General features: G+C 43.7%; 17 protein-coding genes. 12 read left to right on the top strand and 5 right to left on the bottom strand.

Annotated features, from left to right (window positions below; all coding sequences use genetic code 11):
- Positions 1-21: 21 nt before the first annotated feature.
- On the bottom strand, positions 22-597 hold the full coding sequence (locus O3Q51_04960) for a hypothetical protein (protein ID MCZ4408144.1): 576 nt from the start codon (positions 595-597) through the stop codon (positions 22-24).
- Between the two features lie 166 nt (positions 598-763).
- Here O3Q51_04960 and O3Q51_04965 point away from each other — a divergent pair, with 166 nt between their 5' ends.
- The 5 genes from O3Q51_04965 (at position 764) to O3Q51_04985 (ending at position 7880) form a co-directional block, all read left to right on the top strand.
- Entirely contained in the window at positions 764-2896 is a 2133-nt protein-coding gene (locus tag O3Q51_04965; protein ID MCZ4408145.1) for a Gfo/Idh/MocA family oxidoreductase, read from the top strand.
- Entirely contained in the window at positions 2872-4095 is a 1224-nt protein-coding gene (locus O3Q51_04970; GenBank protein ID MCZ4408146.1) for a hypothetical protein, read from the top strand. The genes O3Q51_04965 and O3Q51_04970 overlap by 25 nt, the downstream gene beginning before the upstream one ends.
- A complete protein-coding gene (locus O3Q51_04975; protein ID MCZ4408147.1) occupies positions 4092-5147 on the top strand; it encodes a DUF354 domain-containing protein in 1056 nt (351 codons plus the stop codon). Before O3Q51_04970 ends, O3Q51_04975 begins: the two co-directional genes overlap by 4 nt.
- A gap of 79 nt (positions 5148-5226) precedes the next feature.
- The gene (locus O3Q51_04980; protein ID MCZ4408148.1) at positions 5227-6279 is read left to right on the top strand and encodes a sugar transferase; all 1053 of its coding nucleotides are present in this window, start codon (positions 5227-5229) and stop codon (positions 6277-6279) included.
- On the top strand, positions 6279-7880 hold the full coding sequence (locus O3Q51_04985; GenBank protein ID MCZ4408149.1) for a hypothetical protein: 1602 nt from the start codon (positions 6279-6281) through the stop codon (positions 7878-7880). Before O3Q51_04980 ends, O3Q51_04985 begins: the two co-directional genes overlap by 1 nt.
- A 3-nt stretch (positions 7881-7883) precedes the next feature.
- Here the strand turns inward: O3Q51_04985 and O3Q51_04990 are convergent, their stop codons facing one another.
- Complete coding sequence (locus O3Q51_04990) at positions 7884-9023, bottom strand: hypothetical protein (GenBank protein MCZ4408150.1); 1140 nt, start codon at positions 9021-9023, stop codon at positions 7884-7886.
- Positions 9024-9163: 140 nt separating this feature from the next.
- On the opposite strand from O3Q51_04990, the gene O3Q51_04995 reads away from it, so the two are divergent.
- Entirely contained in the window at positions 9164-10300 is a 1137-nt protein-coding gene (locus O3Q51_04995) for a hypothetical protein (protein MCZ4408151.1), read from the top strand.
- Position 10301: 1 nt separating this feature from the next.
- Here the strand turns inward: O3Q51_04995 and ppk1 are convergent, their stop codons facing one another.
- From ppk1 to O3Q51_05010, 3 genes are read right to left on the bottom strand one after another with little or no spacing between them, the layout of a single operon-like run.
- Positions 10302-12398 carry a polyphosphate kinase 1 gene (gene ppk1, locus O3Q51_05000; GenBank protein ID MCZ4408152.1) on the bottom strand — a complete coding sequence of 699 codons (2097 nt, stop codon included), beginning with the start codon at positions 12396-12398 and terminating at the stop codon, positions 10302-10304.
- Positions 12399-12410: 12 nt separating this feature from the next.
- The gene (locus tag O3Q51_05005) at positions 12411-13337 is read right to left on the bottom strand and encodes a glycerophosphodiester phosphodiesterase (GenBank protein MCZ4408153.1); all 927 of its coding nucleotides are present in this window, start codon (positions 13335-13337) and stop codon (positions 12411-12413) included.
- Positions 13334-13732 carry a response regulator gene (locus tag O3Q51_05010; protein ID MCZ4408154.1) on the bottom strand — a complete coding sequence of 133 codons (399 nt, stop codon included), beginning with the start codon at positions 13730-13732 and terminating at the stop codon, positions 13334-13336. Before O3Q51_05010 ends, O3Q51_05005 begins: the two co-directional genes overlap by 4 nt.
- Positions 13733-13956: 224 nt before the next feature.
- Here O3Q51_05010 and O3Q51_05015 point away from each other — a divergent pair, with 224 nt between their 5' ends.
- The 6 genes from O3Q51_05015 to O3Q51_05040 all read left to right on the top strand — a co-directional run.
- On the top strand, positions 13957-14343 hold the full coding sequence (locus O3Q51_05015; GenBank protein ID MCZ4408155.1) for a hypothetical protein: 387 nt from the start codon (positions 13957-13959) through the stop codon (positions 14341-14343).
- Between the two features lie 61 nt (positions 14344-14404).
- Positions 14405-14860: a GNAT family N-acetyltransferase gene (locus O3Q51_05020; GenBank protein MCZ4408156.1), complete on the top strand. Its 456-nt coding sequence runs from the start codon at positions 14405-14407 to the stop codon at positions 14858-14860.
- A gap of 8 nt (positions 14861-14868) precedes the next feature.
- A complete protein-coding gene (locus O3Q51_05025; protein MCZ4408157.1) occupies positions 14869-15996 on the top strand; it encodes an amidohydrolase in 1128 nt (375 codons plus the stop codon).
- The gene (gene alr, locus O3Q51_05030) at positions 15993-17150 is read left to right on the top strand and encodes an alanine racemase (protein ID MCZ4408158.1); all 1158 of its coding nucleotides are present in this window, start codon (positions 15993-15995) and stop codon (positions 17148-17150) included. Before O3Q51_05025 ends, alr begins: the two co-directional genes overlap by 4 nt.
- A 3-nt stretch (positions 17151-17153) precedes the next feature.
- Complete coding sequence (locus O3Q51_05035; GenBank protein ID MCZ4408159.1) at positions 17154-18227, top strand: alanine/ornithine racemase family PLP-dependent enzyme; 1074 nt, start codon at positions 17154-17156, stop codon at positions 18225-18227.
- A gap of 5 nt (positions 18228-18232) precedes the next feature.
- Positions 18233-18452 (top strand): hypothetical protein (locus tag O3Q51_05040; protein ID MCZ4408160.1); only part of this gene is annotated, 220 nt, incomplete at its 3' end.

Here is an 18452-nt window from a genome sequence, read left to right on the forward strand (position 1 = left end):
TTGTCTTAGTACTACTTTCGCTCACTCTTTCACCTTTCGCTTCCCTCCCGAAAACAGCACGAACTGCAATACAATTCCGAAGATGATGATGATAATCATCTCCATATTTGACATGAGATTGCTACTGTCCAAAGAATCTTGAGCCTGAATTTTCAGGGTCTTGCTTTCTTTCACTTGGATGGCCGACAGCTCTTCGAGGTTTTCGTGAACCCGCTCAAAAGTGGTTTCTGTGGCGGGGCCTTGTGGAATAAATTCTGACGCACTTAACTTCTTCAGATTATCCTTGAGCCTCCCGAAAATCTCTTCCTCCCTTTTGGTGAGGGTAGTTTGACCGTATTCGGTTATTACTCGATCTACTTCGCCATTTTTATCAAAAGCGACAATTTCTCCTTCGCTCAACTTCATTTGGTGATCGTAGAGAAGATTCGTCAACTGAAACAGGTCGTATTGGGCCACCACGCGATCTTCATAAATGGTAGTGATGGTGCCTTGAACATCCTCAAAATGCTTTCTGTCCATTCGGTTGGTAATGAACACCAAGAGGATAACCATTACCAATCCTAGTATTGTTCTGATTTTTTCTGATCCTGTTCCCATGCTGTTTTTTTTGTCAAAATACTAAAGAATTCCAACGTGACACCGATGGATAACTTGTGGAAAACACCACCAAAGATGATGCACCGATCCATCGTCTGACTAGTACATTTGTTTTCACAAATCAGTACCCTTGGATCAACTGCTTCAAAGTCTTAAAAAGGGCGATATGGAAATCGCCACCTTGCCTAACCCCATTCCCGGAAAGGGAGAAGTGTTGGTGAGAACTGCCTTCTCGGCAATCAGCACTGGTACCGAAGGCAAAACGGTGAGCGATGCCCGCAAGGGCTACGTGGCCAAGGCAAAGTCCCGCAAGGAAGAAGTGGCCAAGGTGGTCAAAGCCGCTCAAACTTACGGCGTGGCCGAGACTTATAAGTTGGTGATGAACAAGCTCGAGTCACTCCAACCCTTGGGCTATTCCCTTTCGGGAGAAGTCGTTGCGGTGGGAGAAGGCGTTTCCGAATTTAAGCCAGGCGACAAAGCGGCCTGTGGCGGTGCCTCAGCTTCTCACGCCGAACTGGTGGCAGTTCCAAAAAACCTTTGCGTAAAGCTTCATCCCGAGACTAAACTCGATCAAGCTGCTTTCACCACCATCGCTGCCATTGCCATGCAGGGCATTCGTCGGGCCGACTTGAAATTGGGTGAAAATTGTGTTGTTGTCGGATTGGGATTGATCGGTCAATTGACCATTCGCCTGCTGAAGGCAGCGGGAGTCAAGACTTTCGGGATTGATCTGAAAGATCAACTCGTTGATTTGGCAATGCAATCGGGTGCTCAAGAAGCTTCTCTGCGTAGCGATGAATTAATCGAAGAGCGCATCAAGAAATTTTCCAACGGAAACGGTGTAGACGCCGTGATCATTACCGCAGCTACTTCTTCAACCGACCCCGTGGAACTGGCTGGAGAAATTTGCCGTACCCACGGTAAAGTGGTCATCGTGGGAGCCGTACCCACGGGCTTCAGCAGAAAGAACTACTACCGCAAGGAGTTGGAACTTTTGATGAGCACCTCATACGGTCCCGGGCGTTACGATGCCAATTACGAGGAGAAAGGATTGGACTATCCGATAGGTCAAGTCCGTTGGACGGAAAACCGAAACATGCAAGCCTTTGCCGATTTGCTGGGTTCAGGCGCGCTCGATATTTCAGATTTAATTTCCCATAAGTTCCCTTTCGCTGAAGCCAAAAGGGCATTCGATTTAATCGTCGATGGTGCTGAGTCGAAAATGGGTGTCTTGCTCGAATACGACACTTCGAAAGAGATCAAACTCGAGCAGAAAGTAGCATCAGAAAAAGCGCCGCTGCAAGCGGATTCTGTTTCCTTTATCGGAGCTGGATCTTTTGCAGGGAACTTCTTACTTCCCAATTTGAAAGGTAGAATCAAGTTTTCGGCGGTGGCGACGAAGCGACCACATTCGGCTGAGAATACTAAAAGAAAATATGCCTTTGATCAGGCTTTCGCCGATGCCGATGCGCTGATTCAAAACGACAAGGCCGGTGGAGTATTCATCGCCACCAGGCACGATACACATGCATCGCTTACGCTGAAATCGCTAAAGCAAGGGAAACGCGTTTTTGTCGAGAAGCCGCTTTGTCTTCATCCTCAAGAGCTGACAGAAATTAAAGAAGTCGCCCGATCGAATTCGCATTCAGATGTGATGGTGGGCTTTAACCGCCGCTTCGCTCCGTCTGTCATCGAATTGAAAAAGAAGCTTTCGCTCGAACTGCCGAAGGTGATTCAGTACCGCGTGAATGCGGGTTTCCAGACCGATGATCACTGGGTGCACGATCCCGAGGTGGGTGGTGGCCGTATTTTAGGCGAAGCATGTCATTTCGTGGATCTTTGTTATTTCTTGGCAGGAGCCAAAGCCGTTTCCGTTTCGGCGGTGCCGATGACGGCCGAGCCGCAGAACTTTGATTCATTTACTGCCAACTTGGCTTTTGCCGATGGTTCTGTGGCTAGTTTGGTCTACTTGAGCAATGGCAATAAGGCCATGCCAAAGGAACACATCGAAGTATCAACCGGTGGTTTCTCGGTTCAAATTGATGATTTTAAAAAGGTGACCTATTTTGGAAAAGCTGTTGCTAAAACAAAACCCGCCAAGCAAGACAAGGGTCATGCCACCGAAATGGAGTTGGTAGCCGATGCTTTGAAAAAGGGAAAACCTTTTCCCATTGCCATGGATGAAGTCTTTCATTCGACGCTGGTCACTTTTGCACTCAGGGAATCGGTTCGACAGAACGGTAAGAAGATAGAGATTGAAGAATTTGAACGCGAATGGATTTCTCCCAAAGTGAACTGATCCGCGTTAAGCGTGCCCACCACGAGCTCGATATGTATTGCCGCAAGCGGAAATACAAGGGCTACGATCCCTACGATATTCTGCTCAGCCCATTTCCTTTTAAGAAGTTGGGAAAGTGGCCGCCAATTATAGCGATTCAGCTTTTTAAGCGAAATCCGATTAATCTTCGTCAGCTTTTTGCCGTGCCTAAGCAGTGGAATCCAAAAGCGCTGGGACTTTTTCTGAAGTCATACAGCCTTATGCCTGCGAGCCCTGAGAATGAGGAGAAATGCAAGTGGCTATTTGAAAAAATCATGGAGCTGCAAACGCCTAATTATCCGGGAATGTCTTGGGGATATCCGTTTCCTTGGGCCAGCCCGGAAAAGTATCTTCCCGAATGGTCGCCCACTTCGGTGGTGAGTGGATTCATCGCTCAAGGCCTGGATGCTTATTACAGAAGGTATGGTGACAAGCGCGCACTCGAAGCCATAGAAAAGATTTGCCTCTTTTTCTCCGATGCCCTTCACCACACGGTTGAAGACGATTTTTACGCCATTAGCTACAGCACGGTAAAACCCGATTTCTGCTACAATGCGTCATTGCTGGCTGCACAAACGTACGCCCTTTGTTACGCTCACAACAAACAAGCATCATACGCCGATATTGCCAAGCAGGCATTGGAGACAGTAATCTCCAGACAGAAAAGCGATGGAAGTTGGAACTACAGCGAGAACTTGGAAACCGGTAAGCAGCGGGTTCAAATCGATTTTCACCAGGGCTTTGTCTTAGACTCTATCATGTCTATTGCTCAATCCCTCAGATACTTTCCCGACTCGGTCGAAAAGGCACTGCAGCATGGAATGGAGTTTTACCGAGACGAACAATTCAGCTCGAAAGGAAGAGCATTGTGGAGGCTACCGGGCAATTATCCATCGGATATTCATCACCAAGCCCAAGGAATCATTACCGCCACTAAATACTTCAGTCATTCGGGTAGTCGCAGAGCTGAAGATCTAGCCAAGTCGGTGCTCTTTTACACGCTCGAAAACTTTCGAGATTCAAAAGGCTATTTCTACTACCGCAAGCACAAGAATGTGACGGATCGAACTTCATACATGCGCTGGGGAAATGCTTGGATGCATTTGGCGATGAGCGAAATATTGAATGCCAAGCATCTTCAAGGGAAGCCTGAATTTCAACAGAAAATCCCCATTCGTTGAAGCGCCTTCTCTTTTATATGGGGCACCCCGCTCACTACCACAATTTCAAGAATTGCATTCGCATTCTCATGGAAAGAGGCGACGAGGTTTTGGTAGTCGCCAGAGGCAAAGATGTTTTGTTCGACTTGATCGATACCGAAGATTGGGATGTGGTAAAATGGCCTGCACGCGCAGCGGGAGGGAAACTCACCTTGGCGCTGAATATCTTGCAGCGCGAAGGCAAATTGCTGAATCTCGTTAGAAAATTCCGGCCTCACCTCATGGCGGGAACTGATCTGGGAATTGCTCATGTGGGTAAACTACTGGGGATTCCGTCTGTAGTTGTGAATGAGGATGATAGCCATGCTATTCCGCTCATGGCCAAATATGCTTTTCCATACGCCACATATGTTTTGGCGCCGAACTGTTGTGATCAGTCGCCCGCCAATCACAAGAAAATCGGTTACGAAGGATATCACGAATTAGCCTATCTGCATCCAAAATACTTCAATGCTGATCGCTCGCTGCTTCCGGCAGAAATGCTCGATGCAGAACGGTATTTCATTCTTCGGTTTGCGAGTTTGCATGCTCACCACGACGAAGGACGCAGCGGGATAGACGATGAATTGGCGCATGAGTTGATTGAGTTACTCTTGCCTTTCGGTAAAGTATTTATCACATCCGAGAGGGAGCTTACCGCTGATTTGGAGCCTTATCGAATACCTGTACATCCCACCGTTATTCATCACGCCATGGCTTTTGCCGATCTCTATATCGGCGATTCACAAACCATGGCTGCCGAGGCAGCGGTTCTGGGTGTTCCATCGATTCGATTCAATGATTTTGTAGGTGAATTGAGCTATCTCGAAGAGTTGGAGCATAAGTATGGATTGACAAAAGGAATCAAAACCACCGAGTCTGACGTCTTTTTGGCTACAGCAAAAGAATGGGCCGAAAACACTGTTTTGAAAACTCTTTTTGCCGAAAGGCGAATCACGATGATGAATGCTACCATAGATGTGACAGAGAGGTGGATAGAGCTATTTGACGATCTCGCAAAAACTCACGATTAGATGTTTATAACTAATGACTGATGGGGTTGCTTCAGCCTGTTATCAAGGTATTTTCGAATAAACCAACCACCGAATACCTATGGAGGAAGTTGCAGGTGCACAGAAAGTTGTAGAAGGCATAGCGGGTAGCAGGCTCTTGAGTTTTGTAGCTCCTGTTCTCGAAAATCGAGAAGGAAAAACTGAAGTCGTTAAGGTCTCTGATCACTTTAACGTGGAGAAGCATGCAGATCAGAGTCTGGATGGATTCATGAACCTTCATCGCGTGAATGACATTCAGGGGATCAACCGATTTTTCAAGTTGGTGAATCAAAAGCTGAAGTCAGGTGGTAGTTTCATCGGTTGTGTAGAAACACTGGAGCAAAGGCGTGAAAGATTGTTTCGCAAGTTTCCGCCCGTGATTAATGTCGGGTACTACGGATCGGATTTTATTTTTAAACGTGTTTTCCCGAAATTCAAGTTCACAAAAAAATTCTATTTCTTCCTGACGGGCGGACGGAACCGAGCTTTGTCCAAATCTGAGGTTCTGGGTCGCTTGGTCTATTGTGGTTTTCAAATCGAAAAGACGGAAGAAATTGATGGGAAGCTCTACTTCAAGGTGAGGAAAGTTTCTGAACCATTGGCGGAAGTTGAACCCAGCACGGGTTTGCTCCTACGCATTAAGAGAATCGGTTATAAGAATCAGCCGATTACCGTTTACAAATTCAGAACAATGCACCCTTACGCTCAGTACATTCAAGCTTATGTCTTTGAGCAGAATAATTTACAAGAAGGCGGAAAATTTGCTGATGATTTCCGAATTACCAAATGGGGCAGATGGATGCGGAAATTCTGGATTGACGAAATTCCAATGATCTACAATATCCTGCGCGGTGATCTGAAGCTGGTAGGTGTCCGTCCGTTAAGCGAGCATTACTTGAGCCTTTATTCGGCTGAGCACAAAGTTCTACGTGTGAAAGGTAAGCCTGGATTGATTCCGCCTTTTTATGCTGATATGCCAAATACGCTGGATGAGATTATGGAGTCTGAATCGCGCTACATGGAAGCATATTTTCAAGATCCCATTTCTACTGATTTTAATGTTTGCCTGAAGGCCTTCTCTAATATTCTGCTGAAAAAAGCGCGAAGCCATTGATGGCAAGAATTACCCTATTCTTTCTTTTATTATTGACGGTTCAAGTCGCTTCGGCTCAAACCGTTTATGAGCCTTACGGCAATTCGGTTTATCGATTCCTTGATGAAATGGCCGCTGCTGGACATATTTCCGTCAATACTTTTGCCAAGCCCTTTTCACGAAAGCAAATTGCCGAATTCCTGGAAGAGATTGAGGGACAAAAAGAGGATTTAACACAAAGACAAATTGACCAGCTCGAATTTTTTCTTCGAGATTACGGTAAGGAATTGCGAGTGGGAAAGGACTGGGATCGTCGACGCGATCTTTTCTTTTACAGTGATTCTGTTTTTGAACTTACAGTCAATCCAATTTTGGGTGGCTCGGTGATGGTGAACGAGAATGGAAATAGAATTTGGCGAAGAATAGGTGGTGAATTTTTTGCGTCAGCGGGAAACTTCGGATTTTACGGTTCGATTAGAGACAACAATGTTTCCGAAGTACTTGCTGCACCTCAGTATTTGACCACCAGGCAAGGCGAAAATTACAAGTCGATTTCTGCCGAGAACAGAAGTGACTTCAACGAGGCTATCGGTGGAATTTCCTACCACTGGAAATGGGGCGATTTAGCGGTGATGAAGGATCGGCTCACTTGGGGGAATACCGTTCGTAATGCAAATGTGTTTTCCGGAAAGGCTCCTTCTTATGCCATGATCAATTACCGACTTTATCCCACAGATTGGCTGGAGTTTCAATACATCCATGGATGGTTAGTGTCCGAGGAGCTGGATAGTGCGCGTACCTACTTGACCCCAAATGGGAACAGGAAGATCTATATGAACAAGAACATCGCGGCGAACTACTTGACCATTAAGTCTAAATGGGATATTGACTTCACTTTTGGGAATTCGATCGTTTACAGCGATAATGGTTTGAATCCGGTTTATTTCATTCCTTTTATGTTCTTTAAGTCCGTGGACCATACGTATTCGGGAACGGGTAGTAACGAGCTCGGGCAAAATGCACAATTGTTTTTCGATGTAAGTGCTCGAGCGATTAAAAACCTCCATTTGTACGCGTCACTTTTTGTAGATGAAGTGAGCCTGAGCAATATGTGGGATTCAGATAATCAAACCAATATCATGAGTCTTAAATTAGGTGGAACATGGTTTAATGCGCTACCCAATGTTCACCTGAGCACCGAATACACACGCACCAACCCCTGGACGTATCGCCATCAGATCGAGTCTACCACTTTTGCTTCCAATCAATACAATATGGGTCATTATCTGGGAGAGAATGCCGATGAAATCTATGGAGCTATCGAATACATTCCGATGAAGAATCTTCGCTTTAAGGCTGGCTTATGGCATGTTCGAAAAGGCGAACCGCACGTATACGAAATCATCAATGGCAATGCGAATGTGACGGGGCTGGAGTTTTTAGAAACAGTTGATTGGAGTCAAACGGGAGCTAGTTTTTCAGTAGAGTGGGAGGTGATCAATGGAGCGGTCGTGTTTCTCGAATTACTCTATTTAGATTCTGAAGGAAACGAGACATATACTCCCGAGTTTCTTTCGGGTCAGGTCATTTCCGCCGAGGGAGGCTTTCGAATCGGTTTTTGATAATTACTTGTTCTCCGCGGGAATTTGTGGCTGTTCAGCGGGTGTTCCTTCACCTCCATCGAGCAGGTATTGCATTTCAAACAGTTTTAGTTGGAGCTCAAACATCTTCATCTTGATGTCATTCAATTGCTCATCTGTTTGATCAGGAATAATGGGATTCGATTCTCGTGATTCAATCGGGCCTTCAAGATTCACTTCATTTGGAGAAACATCTTCTTTCTTCGAACCGAAGAGGCTCCATTTTTTGTCTTTGGGCTCTTTTTCCTCCTTCACTTTTTTCTCAGGGTATTGATCTTCCGTTCGGTTAAAGTTGTATCGCAGACCCACTCCGAAGTAGGAGTATTTATCATTGGCAGAAAAGTCTCGATCCCACGCGTCTAGTCGATCTGTAGCTAAATTATTGAGCGCGTAACTGAGTGTGATGTCCGTTTTGTAATTCACTCTGTATCCTGCCGTAAAACCCACCGGAATATTCAATGCCGTGGCCGGTGAATCTTTTTCTTCAAGGACGTATCGCTGAGTTGGAGGGTTTTCATCAACCACGGTATAGCCTACGTAGTCTCGTATCTGCCCTTGCTGAGTGCCTTCGGGTCTCCAAGTCGAGATGGCCCGAAAAAAAGTAACCCCGATTCCTATTTCAGCATTGAGGTAGAATTTGTATTTCGAAAGATCATCACCATCTCCAAAGAGCTCATTGAGAATGTCAAAACTGGCTTTGGCATTGATGGTATTGTATTCGGATTCAAAATCCAAAGGCAAACTTTCTTTGCCCGGAGTTCTTCCTCCTCCCAGCGTACCTTGCTCAAATTCCAACTTGGCTCCAAGGCCAAAGTCAAATTTCTTTTCTGCGTATACGCTCCAACCAAACTGGTAGTATGTTCCAAAATCCTTGAAAGGAGCAAACATGTCGTAGTCAGCCATGCTTCCATGAAATAAAGCTAAGCCTGCGCTTGCACCCACAGAAAATCCGTCAAAGAAAGGGCCCAATTGACTTTCACTTTCTTCATCTTCGGCTAAAAGAAGGTGCTGAGAAGCTTCTACATGTTGGCGGTAAGCCTTAACCCATGGGTCATTGTTTACCGGGCCTCCGGCCAATAAAATCAAAGGCACGAGCATAGATGTAAGGAGGAGAGACTTTTTCACGCTATAAAACTGGCTTTTTTGATCCAATAATCAATCATCATTCGACTGAATTGTCCCAAATTCATTGTTGATAACCATACTCGAATACGCCGAAATAGTTTTACTTTAGACCGTAAAATTGTGATTGAATTGCCAATCAGATGAAATCCCTCTATTTAACCGTCTTTTTTTCCGTGCTTATCGGCCTGCTCAACGGGCAGGATTTGATAGAGCGGAATTATTTTGACAATGCAAAAGCAAAGAATGCCGCAATCGCTGCAGCCCGCTACGCCGAAGAGGGATATTATTACACGAAGTTTACTACTTTCATCAACTCTGTAGATAGCTCACGACTATTTGCCGATACGGCGTTATTCTTCATAAAGCGCTCGCTCATGCTGAGTGATACGTCACTTTATCATGCACCAAAGACAAATCTTCGAGCCTTGAATCTTCTGTATGAGGGAAAGGAGAAGCTTGTTGTTGCAGATTCCGTAATGAGAGAATTCTACCCTATGGTAGAGATATCTTCACATCGTTTTTTTGGGAAAGAATCATCGATTCATTTGAGCAATGCGGTAATGGACCTTTTTAATGCATCGCTACTGCTCAAATCCGACGCTCCAAAGGAGAATAAGGATATACCCAATTATGAGGTGCTTCCGTTTGAAGACGAATTGGTGAGACTTGAAGCTGATGAGGCATCTTTTCAGCAGGCCGCTAACAGTTACGAAGAGGAAATAGCCTTGTACGAGGATATGTATAAAGAGCTGGAGAACGAGTCAGTGCGTGCCACGAATGCGTCAATCGTCAGCTCGATTGAAACGTCAATGATGCAAGTGGAGTATCAATTAAATAATGCCGTTTCCGGTTTGGAAGACGCTTCATTTCGCATTAAAGAAATCAGAGAGTTACTCGATAAAAAATACTTGCAAGATGTACAGGGAGTTGAAGAGCCTGAGTACATGTCGCAATTCGATAAAGCTGAAGAAGGCGAGGTCTTAATGAACGAGGATGTTCCAGATGGGTTGGTTTACAAAATTCAGCTTGGTTACTATCCTGAAGATGTAGATAAGAACAACTTTACCGGTCTTTTCCCTGTTAGTGGTGAAACGGTGAAGGACGGGCTAGCCCGGTTTTATGCAGGTTTGTTCTTCAGTTATGAAGAGGCAAGCAGAGGGAATGCTTTCGTTCGAGAAAGTGCCATTCCCAATTCGTTTGTGGTGCCGTTTTACAACGGGCAAAAAATCAGTATGAGTCGTGCAGTTGCCATCGAGCAGCAAAGAGGGGCTGAATAAGTTAATCGTCTTCTTCCTGCATCGTTTTTTGCTGAAGTGCAATCAGCTTGTACATCTCCATTTGAGCCCTCACTTTCTTTTCATCTTTCTCTCGCTCGACATATTCATTGGTCTGGTTTCCTGCTAGTAATCTCGCCTTGACGTTATCGTTCCATTGCAGCTCCATCATATCTTTGATTTCCTTTCTCACCTTTGGATCATAGATAGCGACGCTTACTTCTACTCGGTAGTCTAGATTCCTTTCCATCCAGTCGGCGGAACTAATGTAAATGTCTTCATTTCCGTCGTTTCCGAAAATGAAAACACGTGCATGTTCAAGATATCGGTCGATGATACTGTGCACTTGGATATTGTCGCTTATGCCTTTTATTCCGGGTATCAAAGAGCATATTCCCCTTACCAAAAGGCGAATTTTCACACCTGCCTTGCTCGCTTGGTATAGCTTACGTATCAGTGTCTCATCTACCAGACTGTTTACTTTAATGAATACATAAGCGCTTAGTCCCGCTTTGGCATTTTGAATCTCTCTATTGAGCTTTTTAATGTACCCCGAGCGCATGGTGGCAGGTGCTACCAGCAAATGTTTGAAACGAAAGTGTAGATAGGGCCTTTCTATAAATGCAATCACTTTGAGTGCCTCATCGCAGATTTCCGCATTCGTCGTAAACAGAGCAAGATCGCTGTAAACCTTGGCTGTTCCTTCATGAAAGTTGCCGGTGGAGATAACCGCCTGTCGATTCACTTTTCCTTTATGAACTTGAGTGACCACCGCGAGCTTGCAATGCACCTTCATATCTGAAATTCCGAAAATCACTTTTACTCCTGCGTCTTGGAGGGTTCGACTCCATTCAAGATTTGCTTCTTCGTCAAAGCGAGCCCGAAGTTCCACTACTACGGTCACCTGTTTACCATTCTTGGCAGCGCTCACTAAGGCATTCACCACACGTGATCGATTGGCGACTCGATAAAGCGTAATTTTTATTTCCTTGACATGAGGGTGAATTGCCGCCTCCCTTAAAAAATGTACAAAACCCCGAAAGTGCTGGTACGGGTAATGCAGTAAAATGTCATTTTTATCGACGGCATTCAGAATTCCGTTTGACTTATCAATCAGGTAGTGGTCGGTTCCAATTATTTCTTCGTATTCCAAATCAGCGTTGCCTACATTAGGAAACTTCATAAAGTCCTTTGAGTTGTGGTAGCGCCCTCCAGGGATTATGTTGTCATCTTCATCAATGTCGAGTTTCTTACACAAGTAAGTCAACAGATCAACAGGCATTTCGCTGTCGTAAAGAAATCGAACAGGTTCACCTTTCGTCCGTTGTTTGAGGCTCTTTTTCATTTTCTCGTAAAAGCCTTTTGAAATGTCATCATCCAAGTCCAGCTCGGCATCACGTGTGAGCTTTATGGTGTATGCTTCCAGCGTTTCGTAGTTGAAAATTCTGAAAATTTGATTCAGGTTAAACCTGATTACATCATCGAGAAACATGATGTACTTTTTGCCATTTGCCTCGGGTAATACCACAAAACGGGGAGTAGCTTCCGATGGAACTTCGATAAGTGCAAACTGCTTTGACTTACCCTCCTTGTTCTTTTTTGGGGTAGTCATTTTTACGGCTAGGAAAATAGACTTGTCTCTTAAATATGGAAACTCATCCAGACTTTTCAGCATGATCGGGACTAGCAGGGGAGACACTTCAGCACGGTAATACATGTCGACAAAAGCCGCTTGTTCATCATTGAGTTCGGTCTCCGTCACAATCTCCACATTGTGCTTTTTGAGCTCGTCTAGAATGTTTCGATAGATTACCGCGAAAAGCTCTTTTTGACGAACTACTTCATCTTGGATTTCATCCAAAACTTCGGCGGCCGTTTTATCGCCGATTAATTCTTTCTTTTTGCTAACCGCCTCAACTCGCTTCATCGTTGCCACTCTCACTCGAAAGAACTCGTCAAGATTATTTGAGAAAATCCCGAGAAACCTGAGGCGTTCAACCAATGGCACAGCTTCGTCTTGTGCTTCTTGCAAAACGCGGTGATTGAAAGAAAGCCAACTCAACTCGCGGTTGATGGTGCGATTTTTAAGACTAATAGACATGTAGAATCTCTTTTATTGTTCCTGAGAAGTCAGCCTGTCAGGATAGTCAGTAATGAGGCCATCAACACCCATTTCAATCAATGCAACCATTTCTTCACGTTCATTCACCGTCCAGGGGATGATCTTCATTCCTTTTTCTCTTGCAAAGGAAATTAGACCTTCATTCACCAGCGTATAATCAGGGCTATAAATGTCGGGAGTAAAACCTAATATTTTGAGATTTTCCTCAGGTGTTTCAGTATTTTCTACTAAAAGGACCAATTGTATCTCAGGGTATTTTTCTTTGGCTACTTGCAGGGTTCTCACATCGAAACTTTGGATGACCGTTCTGTCTTCAACTCCCGCATTTTTAATTTCTGCTACCAGCAGATCGACAAATTCTTCAGGCTTAGGGTGGAAAATACCATCTCCTTCAGGTAAACTCTTGGTTTCTATGTTGTAGTAAGGAAGTGCTCTTGAAGTCTCAGTAGCATGAGTTTCAGCCATGGAGAAGACTTCACTCAGTAAGGGTTTGGTAGCTTTTACTTTTGCTTGATTTGGGAAACGCGGATGAGGTTTCATACCGACATCATACGCCTGAATTTCGTCAAATGTCATGGCAAAAATGCGGTGATTTCTTTCATCTTTCTCTGAAATGGAAGAACCGTTTGAATCCAGAGCAATCTCGTGAGAAAACCACGGTTCGTGAGAAAGGATTACTTTTTCATCTTGAGTAATCACTACATCCATTTCTAATGTAGTCACACCAAGATCCAACGCTTTTTTGAAGGCGGGCAACGTATTTTCAGGGAGCAAGCCCCGACAGCCTCGATGACCTTGAAAGTCAATTTTTTTTATGGTATTCTTCTCTTCCACTTCGTTGATTTGTTCAATATTCGACTCGCTACAAGCGATAATAAAGGTGCAAAAGAAGAAGTAGTGTAAGAAACGATTTATCATCCGAATTGGGCTCTTTGACGGCCTTCGGAGGGTAAGAGTAGTTTGATTCTCCTCACCAATTCATCCATTCTCACGGGTTTAGCTATGTAGTCGCTAGCGCCTGCATCTATGGCTGCCTTGTAATCTTGGATATCTCCCTTGCAAGTCAGCATGATGATTGGAATTTCTCTTGTGGCCATATGGTTTCTCAAGATACGGCAAACTTCGAGACCATCAGGAGCAGGCATCATCCAATCGCTGATCACCACATCGGGCTTTGCCTCAGCAATGTGCTTAATAGCTTTAGAGCCATCAGTGAAGATGTCTACGATCATACCTTCTTTCTCGAGGTTGTATTGAATCAAATCAAGAATATCGCTCACATCGTCTATTGCAACGACTCTAACTTTGTTCATAGGGTATTTCTTTGTGATGCAAAGCTAAATGATACAGATAGTTAGGATTGGTTGAGGAGGTTAAGAAATTGTGTTCACTTCGTTATTTCTTTGTTTCGTTTCTTTACTTGCAAAACACCATTTTGACTCAAGCTGTATGATGAACAAGCCTGTAAACCTGACGTTAAAATTAATAATGGCTTCTGTTGCCTGTTAGAAACTTTATATTTGTACAAACCGGATACATGGCGAAAACTACTATTTCAAAGGAAAGAGAGAGAATGTTGAATAGTGCAATAGCCTATTTGAGAGTGAAAGGCTATCATGAAATCAAGGCTCCGTTCAAGAGTTTTCCTACGCCACAGTCCGTCTTCAGAAAGGCAAGTGAGGCTGGTTTTGTTCCTGATATGATCGCTGAAAAAGATTTCGGCACTTTCATTTTTGAGGTGCTCGATGATGAATCACTTTCAAATTGGGATGACCGATTACCAAAGTGGCAGCTCTTTGATGAATACTGTGAGCGTAAGAAGGGCAAGTTTTATTTCATTGCCTACAGCGATGAAGCAGAAGCCATTGCTGAAAAGCTGGAAACACTTGACATAAAACCAGGCATTATTCGCATTAAAAGATAAGCATCAATCACTTCTTGTATCAAGATGCTATTCATTAGAAATCATAAAATCAGCAGACTTTATGTCTAAAGATCATATTGACATTTCATTTTACGATTCAGTAAACTCACCAACAACCCTCCAAGAGAATGAGGTCGTTGATTTTCTTCACACCAGTCTAGATGAATTTGGTGATCCCAAACACCACATTCGTGCGGCCATTGAGTATTCATGCAGCGCACACAAAGGCAAAGGGGGATTTGTAGTACTGGGAAAAGTACAAAACAAACTTGTAGGAGCTGTCGTGGTCAACCAAACGGGTATGTCAGGTTATATTCCTGAAAACATATTGGTTTATATAGCGGTTGATTCCGATACTCGTGGTTTGGGGGTAGGGAGAAAGCTTATGGAAAAAGCGATGAGCATTGCTAAAGGAGATATTGCTCTTCATGTTGAGCCCAATAATCCTGCGAAATTTCTCTACGAGAAACTTGGCTTTACTAACAAGTATCTGGAAATGAGATATCAAAAAAAGTAATTTATTTTATGCCATCTGCCGAAACTATCGAAGAAGTCAGGCACTATTTGCATCAGAATCCCGAAATGAGCGGGGAAGAAGCTCAGACCTCTGCTTTTCTCCAAAAGTTCATACATCAGAACTTCCCTGATTTCACAATCTATAAAAGTTCGAATAGCCATGGTTTTGCTGCGTCTAAAAAGTACGGAGAAGGCGCCCATATAGGTTTTAGAGCTGAGCTTGATGCACTGCCAATAGCAGAAGACAACATATTCGAGCACAAGTCTCAAAAGAAAAGAAGCAGTCATGCCTGTGGTCACGATGGCCACATGTCAATACTGTTAGCTGCTATTCAAAGGTTAGAAGATCAAACTACAATTTCAGGTACGGCTTCCTTCTTATTTCAACCTGCTGAAGAGACTGGTGAAGGTGCGCAGAAATTACTTGAGGATCATGCATTTAATCATTTCAAGCCTGATGTATTACTTGCCCTTCACAACATTCCGGGTGAGCCGTTGGGTCTGGTCTTGAGTAGGTCGGGAACATTCGCTTGCGGTAGCGTTGGGGTTCGATTGAATGTGAAGGGGAAAACTGCCCACGCAGCTCATCCTGAAGAAGCTGTGAACCCTTTGATGTTGGCAAAGTCCTTTTTTGATGAGATCCTACTGGTTACAAATAATACCAAAGGGTTTTCTTCGGTCACGCCCATCGCACTTCAGTCAGGACTTGACACTTTTGGGATTTCTCCACTCGATTCAAAGCTATTGATCACTCTACGGGCAGCTGAGTCGTCCGACTTGAATAAGGTGATGACAGAGATAAGACGGATGACTGAAGAAATTAATGAGATTGATGGAGCCACTGCCGAAGTTGCTTTTGAAGAGTTTTTTCCTCCCACCTCAAATGATTACTTCCACACTGACCTGGAGCAAATCTGTTCGAAGCTGAAAAGGCCGATTAAACAGATGGGAAATCCATTTCGGTGGTCAGAGGATTTTGGTCACTATTCGGGAAGGTGCAAAATACATATGTTTGGTCTTGGAGCAGGCGTTCATACTGCTCCATTGCATGCTTCTACTTATGATTTCCCCGATGAATTGATCTCATCGGGGTCAGAAATATTTGTTGAACTCTACAATCACCTCCTCAGAGTATGACTCCTGAAAGTGCTTCTTCATTTATCGAAATTGATAGCGACCTTTTGCGAAAGAATCTTGCATTTATTCGCAGTAAGCTCAAAAAGGGAGTTAAGATTTCGGCAGTAATTAAAGGCAATGCGTACGGTCATGGTATCGACCAGATGGTGCCGCTGCTCGAAACAGAAGGCGTAAAACATTTCTCGGTATATGGTATCGAAGAGGCAAATGCTTTTCATGAAACTGCTTCTCATGAAGCTAGCCTTATGATTATGGGATATGTCGATCGGGAAAATTTGGAAACCGTTCTGAGACGAGGCGATGAATTCTTTGTGTATGATATTGAGCAGCTCAAGGTTGTTATTGAAATGGCGATAAAAACTGAATTGACTGCAAAAATTCACGTTGAAGTCGAGACCGGAATGAACCGAACGGGAATCGATGAAAGCCAGCTTTCAGAACTTGTTGATTTAATCTCTGAAAACAGAGAAAGACTGCATTTAGCAGGGGTGTGTACTCACCTTGCCGGAGCCGAAAGCATTAGCAATTACTACCGAATTAAAAAACAGCGCGCCCGTTTTAAGAGTTACTTGTCATTCTTCAAGAAGAAAGGTGTAAAGTTTGAAACTCGCCACATTGCTTGTTCCGCAGCTCTGCTCAGATACCCGAAAACTCAGTATGATATGGTGAGGGTCGGCATTTTGATTTATGGCTTTTGGCCAAATCGAGAAACTTTGATTGATTATATTACCAAGAAAGAGCAGTATGAAGACCCACTTACGTCTGTTTTAACTTGGAAGTCAAAAGTGATGACCATAAAAGAAGTAGGAGCAGGTGAATATGTCGGCTATGGGACCTCATATTTGACCAATAGAAAAACTAAGATTGCGGTAGTTCCGGTAGGGTATGCCTATGGATATTCAAGGATTTTAAGCAATCAGGGAAGAGCATTGGTAAATGGGCAAAGAGTAGGTGTGATAGGCACGGTTAATATGAATATGCTCACACTGGATGTAACCGAAGTAGAGGATATAAAAAAAGGGAGCGAAGTGGTATTCATTGGAAATCAAGGAGAACAACGCATATCTGTGGCTTCATTTGGGGAAATGAGCTCTCAGCTAAACTATGAATTGCTTTCGCGCCTTCCGCACAACATACCTCGCGTAATAATCTAAGCTATGGCTTTTGTAGAACTAGATAGAGAGAAGTTGAAAGAAAACTTCGATTTGCTCAAAACTCGCTTCAGCGAGTATGATGTAGAGTGGGGTATTGTGACGAAGTTACTTTGTGGAAATAAGCTTTTTCTTCAAGAAGTCCTGAACCTTGGAATAAAAGAAATTCATGATTCAAGGATCAGTAATTTGAGGGCTGTCAAAAAGCTTGATCCCACGGTGCAGACGGTTTATATCAAGCCACCGGCAAAAAGGTCAATAAAAAACTTGGTGACCTACGCTGATGTAAGTCTAAATACCGAGATGGTCACGCTTCGATTAATAAGCGAAGAAGCTCAAAGGCAAGATAAAACGCACAAGGTCGTCATCATGATTGAGCTTGGCGATTTAAGGGAAGGCGTAATGGGAGAGGATGTCGTCAATTTTTTTAGCCAAGTTTTTTCCCTCCCCAATATTGAGGTAGTTGGTATCGGATCTAACTTGAACTGTTTGCACGGAGTTATGCCTAGTCCTGATAAGTTTATTCAACTCAAGCTTTACAAAGACCTTATTAAGGCACATTTTGGATATGATATCCAAAGCATCAGTGGAGGTACTTCGGTGGTGTTACCCATGCTCTTCCGAAATCAACTTCCCGATTCAGTTAATCATTTCCGAATAGGCGAGACCTTATACTTTGGCTTGAATATTGAAACTGGCTCAACTTTTGAAGAGATGCACAATGATGTTTTCAAATTGAGGATGGAAATTATTGAACTCACTGAAAAGCCAATGATTCCCATAGGAGAGCTAGCAGAGAATCCAAGCGGAGAAATGTTGCAAATTGATCAGGACCTTTATGGTAAAACTTCTCTAAGAGCTATTCTCGATGCCGGCTTGCTCGATATCTCTCCTGACTTCTTGATTCCTTATGATGAAAATATCGAAATTGTGGGCGCAAGTTCTGATATGCTTGTACTAGATTTGGGCAAGTCAACTCGAGAGTACAAAGTCGGAGATTTAATAGATTTTCGCTTGAAGTATATGGGTGCCCTTGGTATTATGAACTCAAATTACATTGAAAAACGATTAAAGAACTAACTGATATGATATTTCAAAAGAACAAATGGTCTTTCCTGGTAATGATTGCTGCATTACTTTCTATTGCGCCGCTTCAAGCCCAGGACGACGAAAAAGAAGATAAGTACGGTGAGGATATGAAAGAAATTCTTTTCATGGTGATCGATGGAGATTACGAAAAGGCCGTAAGCAAGTCCGAGAAATATATGGATAAGGAAGATACCAGAAGAGATCCCAGACCTTACA

The sequence above is a fragment of the Cryomorphaceae bacterium 1068 genome (assembly GCA_027214385.1).
GTDB lineage: Bacteria > Bacteroidota > Bacteroidia > Flavobacteriales_D > Cryomorphaceae > JAKVAV01.

Coding starts and splice junctions, on each gene's coding strand:
- O3Q51_04985 (MCZ4408149.1), top strand. CDS start 6,279: ATGGCAAGAATTACCCTATTCTTTCTTTTATTATTGACGGTTCAAGTC.
- ppk1 (MCZ4408152.1), bottom strand. CDS start 12,398: ATGTCTATTAGTCTTAAAAATCGCACCATCAACCGCGAGTTGAGTTGG.
- O3Q51_04970 (MCZ4408146.1), top strand. CDS start 2,872: ATGGATTTCTCCCAAAGTGAACTGATCCGCGTTAAGCGTGCCCACCAC.
- O3Q51_04995 (MCZ4408151.1), top strand. CDS start 9,164: ATGAAATCCCTCTATTTAACCGTCTTTTTTTCCGTGCTTATCGGCCTG.
- O3Q51_04960 (MCZ4408144.1), bottom strand. CDS start 597: ATGGGAACAGGATCAGAAAAAATCAGAACAATACTAGGATTGGTAATG.
- O3Q51_05025 (MCZ4408157.1), top strand. CDS start 14,869: ATGCCATCTGCCGAAACTATCGAAGAAGTCAGGCACTATTTGCATCAG.
- O3Q51_05010 (MCZ4408154.1), bottom strand. CDS start 13,732: ATGAACAAAGTTAGAGTCGTTGCAATAGACGATGTGAGCGATATTCTT.
- alr (MCZ4408158.1), top strand. CDS start 15,993: ATGACTCCTGAAAGTGCTTCTTCATTTATCGAAATTGATAGCGACCTT.
- O3Q51_04980 (MCZ4408148.1), top strand. CDS start 5,227: ATGGAGGAAGTTGCAGGTGCACAGAAAGTTGTAGAAGGCATAGCGGGT.
- O3Q51_05015 (MCZ4408155.1), top strand. CDS start 13,957: ATGGCGAAAACTACTATTTCAAAGGAAAGAGAGAGAATGTTGAATAGT.
- O3Q51_04965 (MCZ4408145.1), top strand. CDS start 764: ATGGAAATCGCCACCTTGCCTAACCCCATTCCCGGAAAGGGAGAAGTG.
- O3Q51_05035 (MCZ4408159.1), top strand. CDS start 17,154: ATGGCTTTTGTAGAACTAGATAGAGAGAAGTTGAAAGAAAACTTCGAT.
- O3Q51_05020 (MCZ4408156.1), top strand. CDS start 14,405: ATGTCTAAAGATCATATTGACATTTCATTTTACGATTCAGTAAACTCA.
- O3Q51_05005 (MCZ4408153.1), bottom strand. CDS start 13,337: ATGATAAATCGTTTCTTACACTACTTCTTCTTTTGCACCTTTATTATC.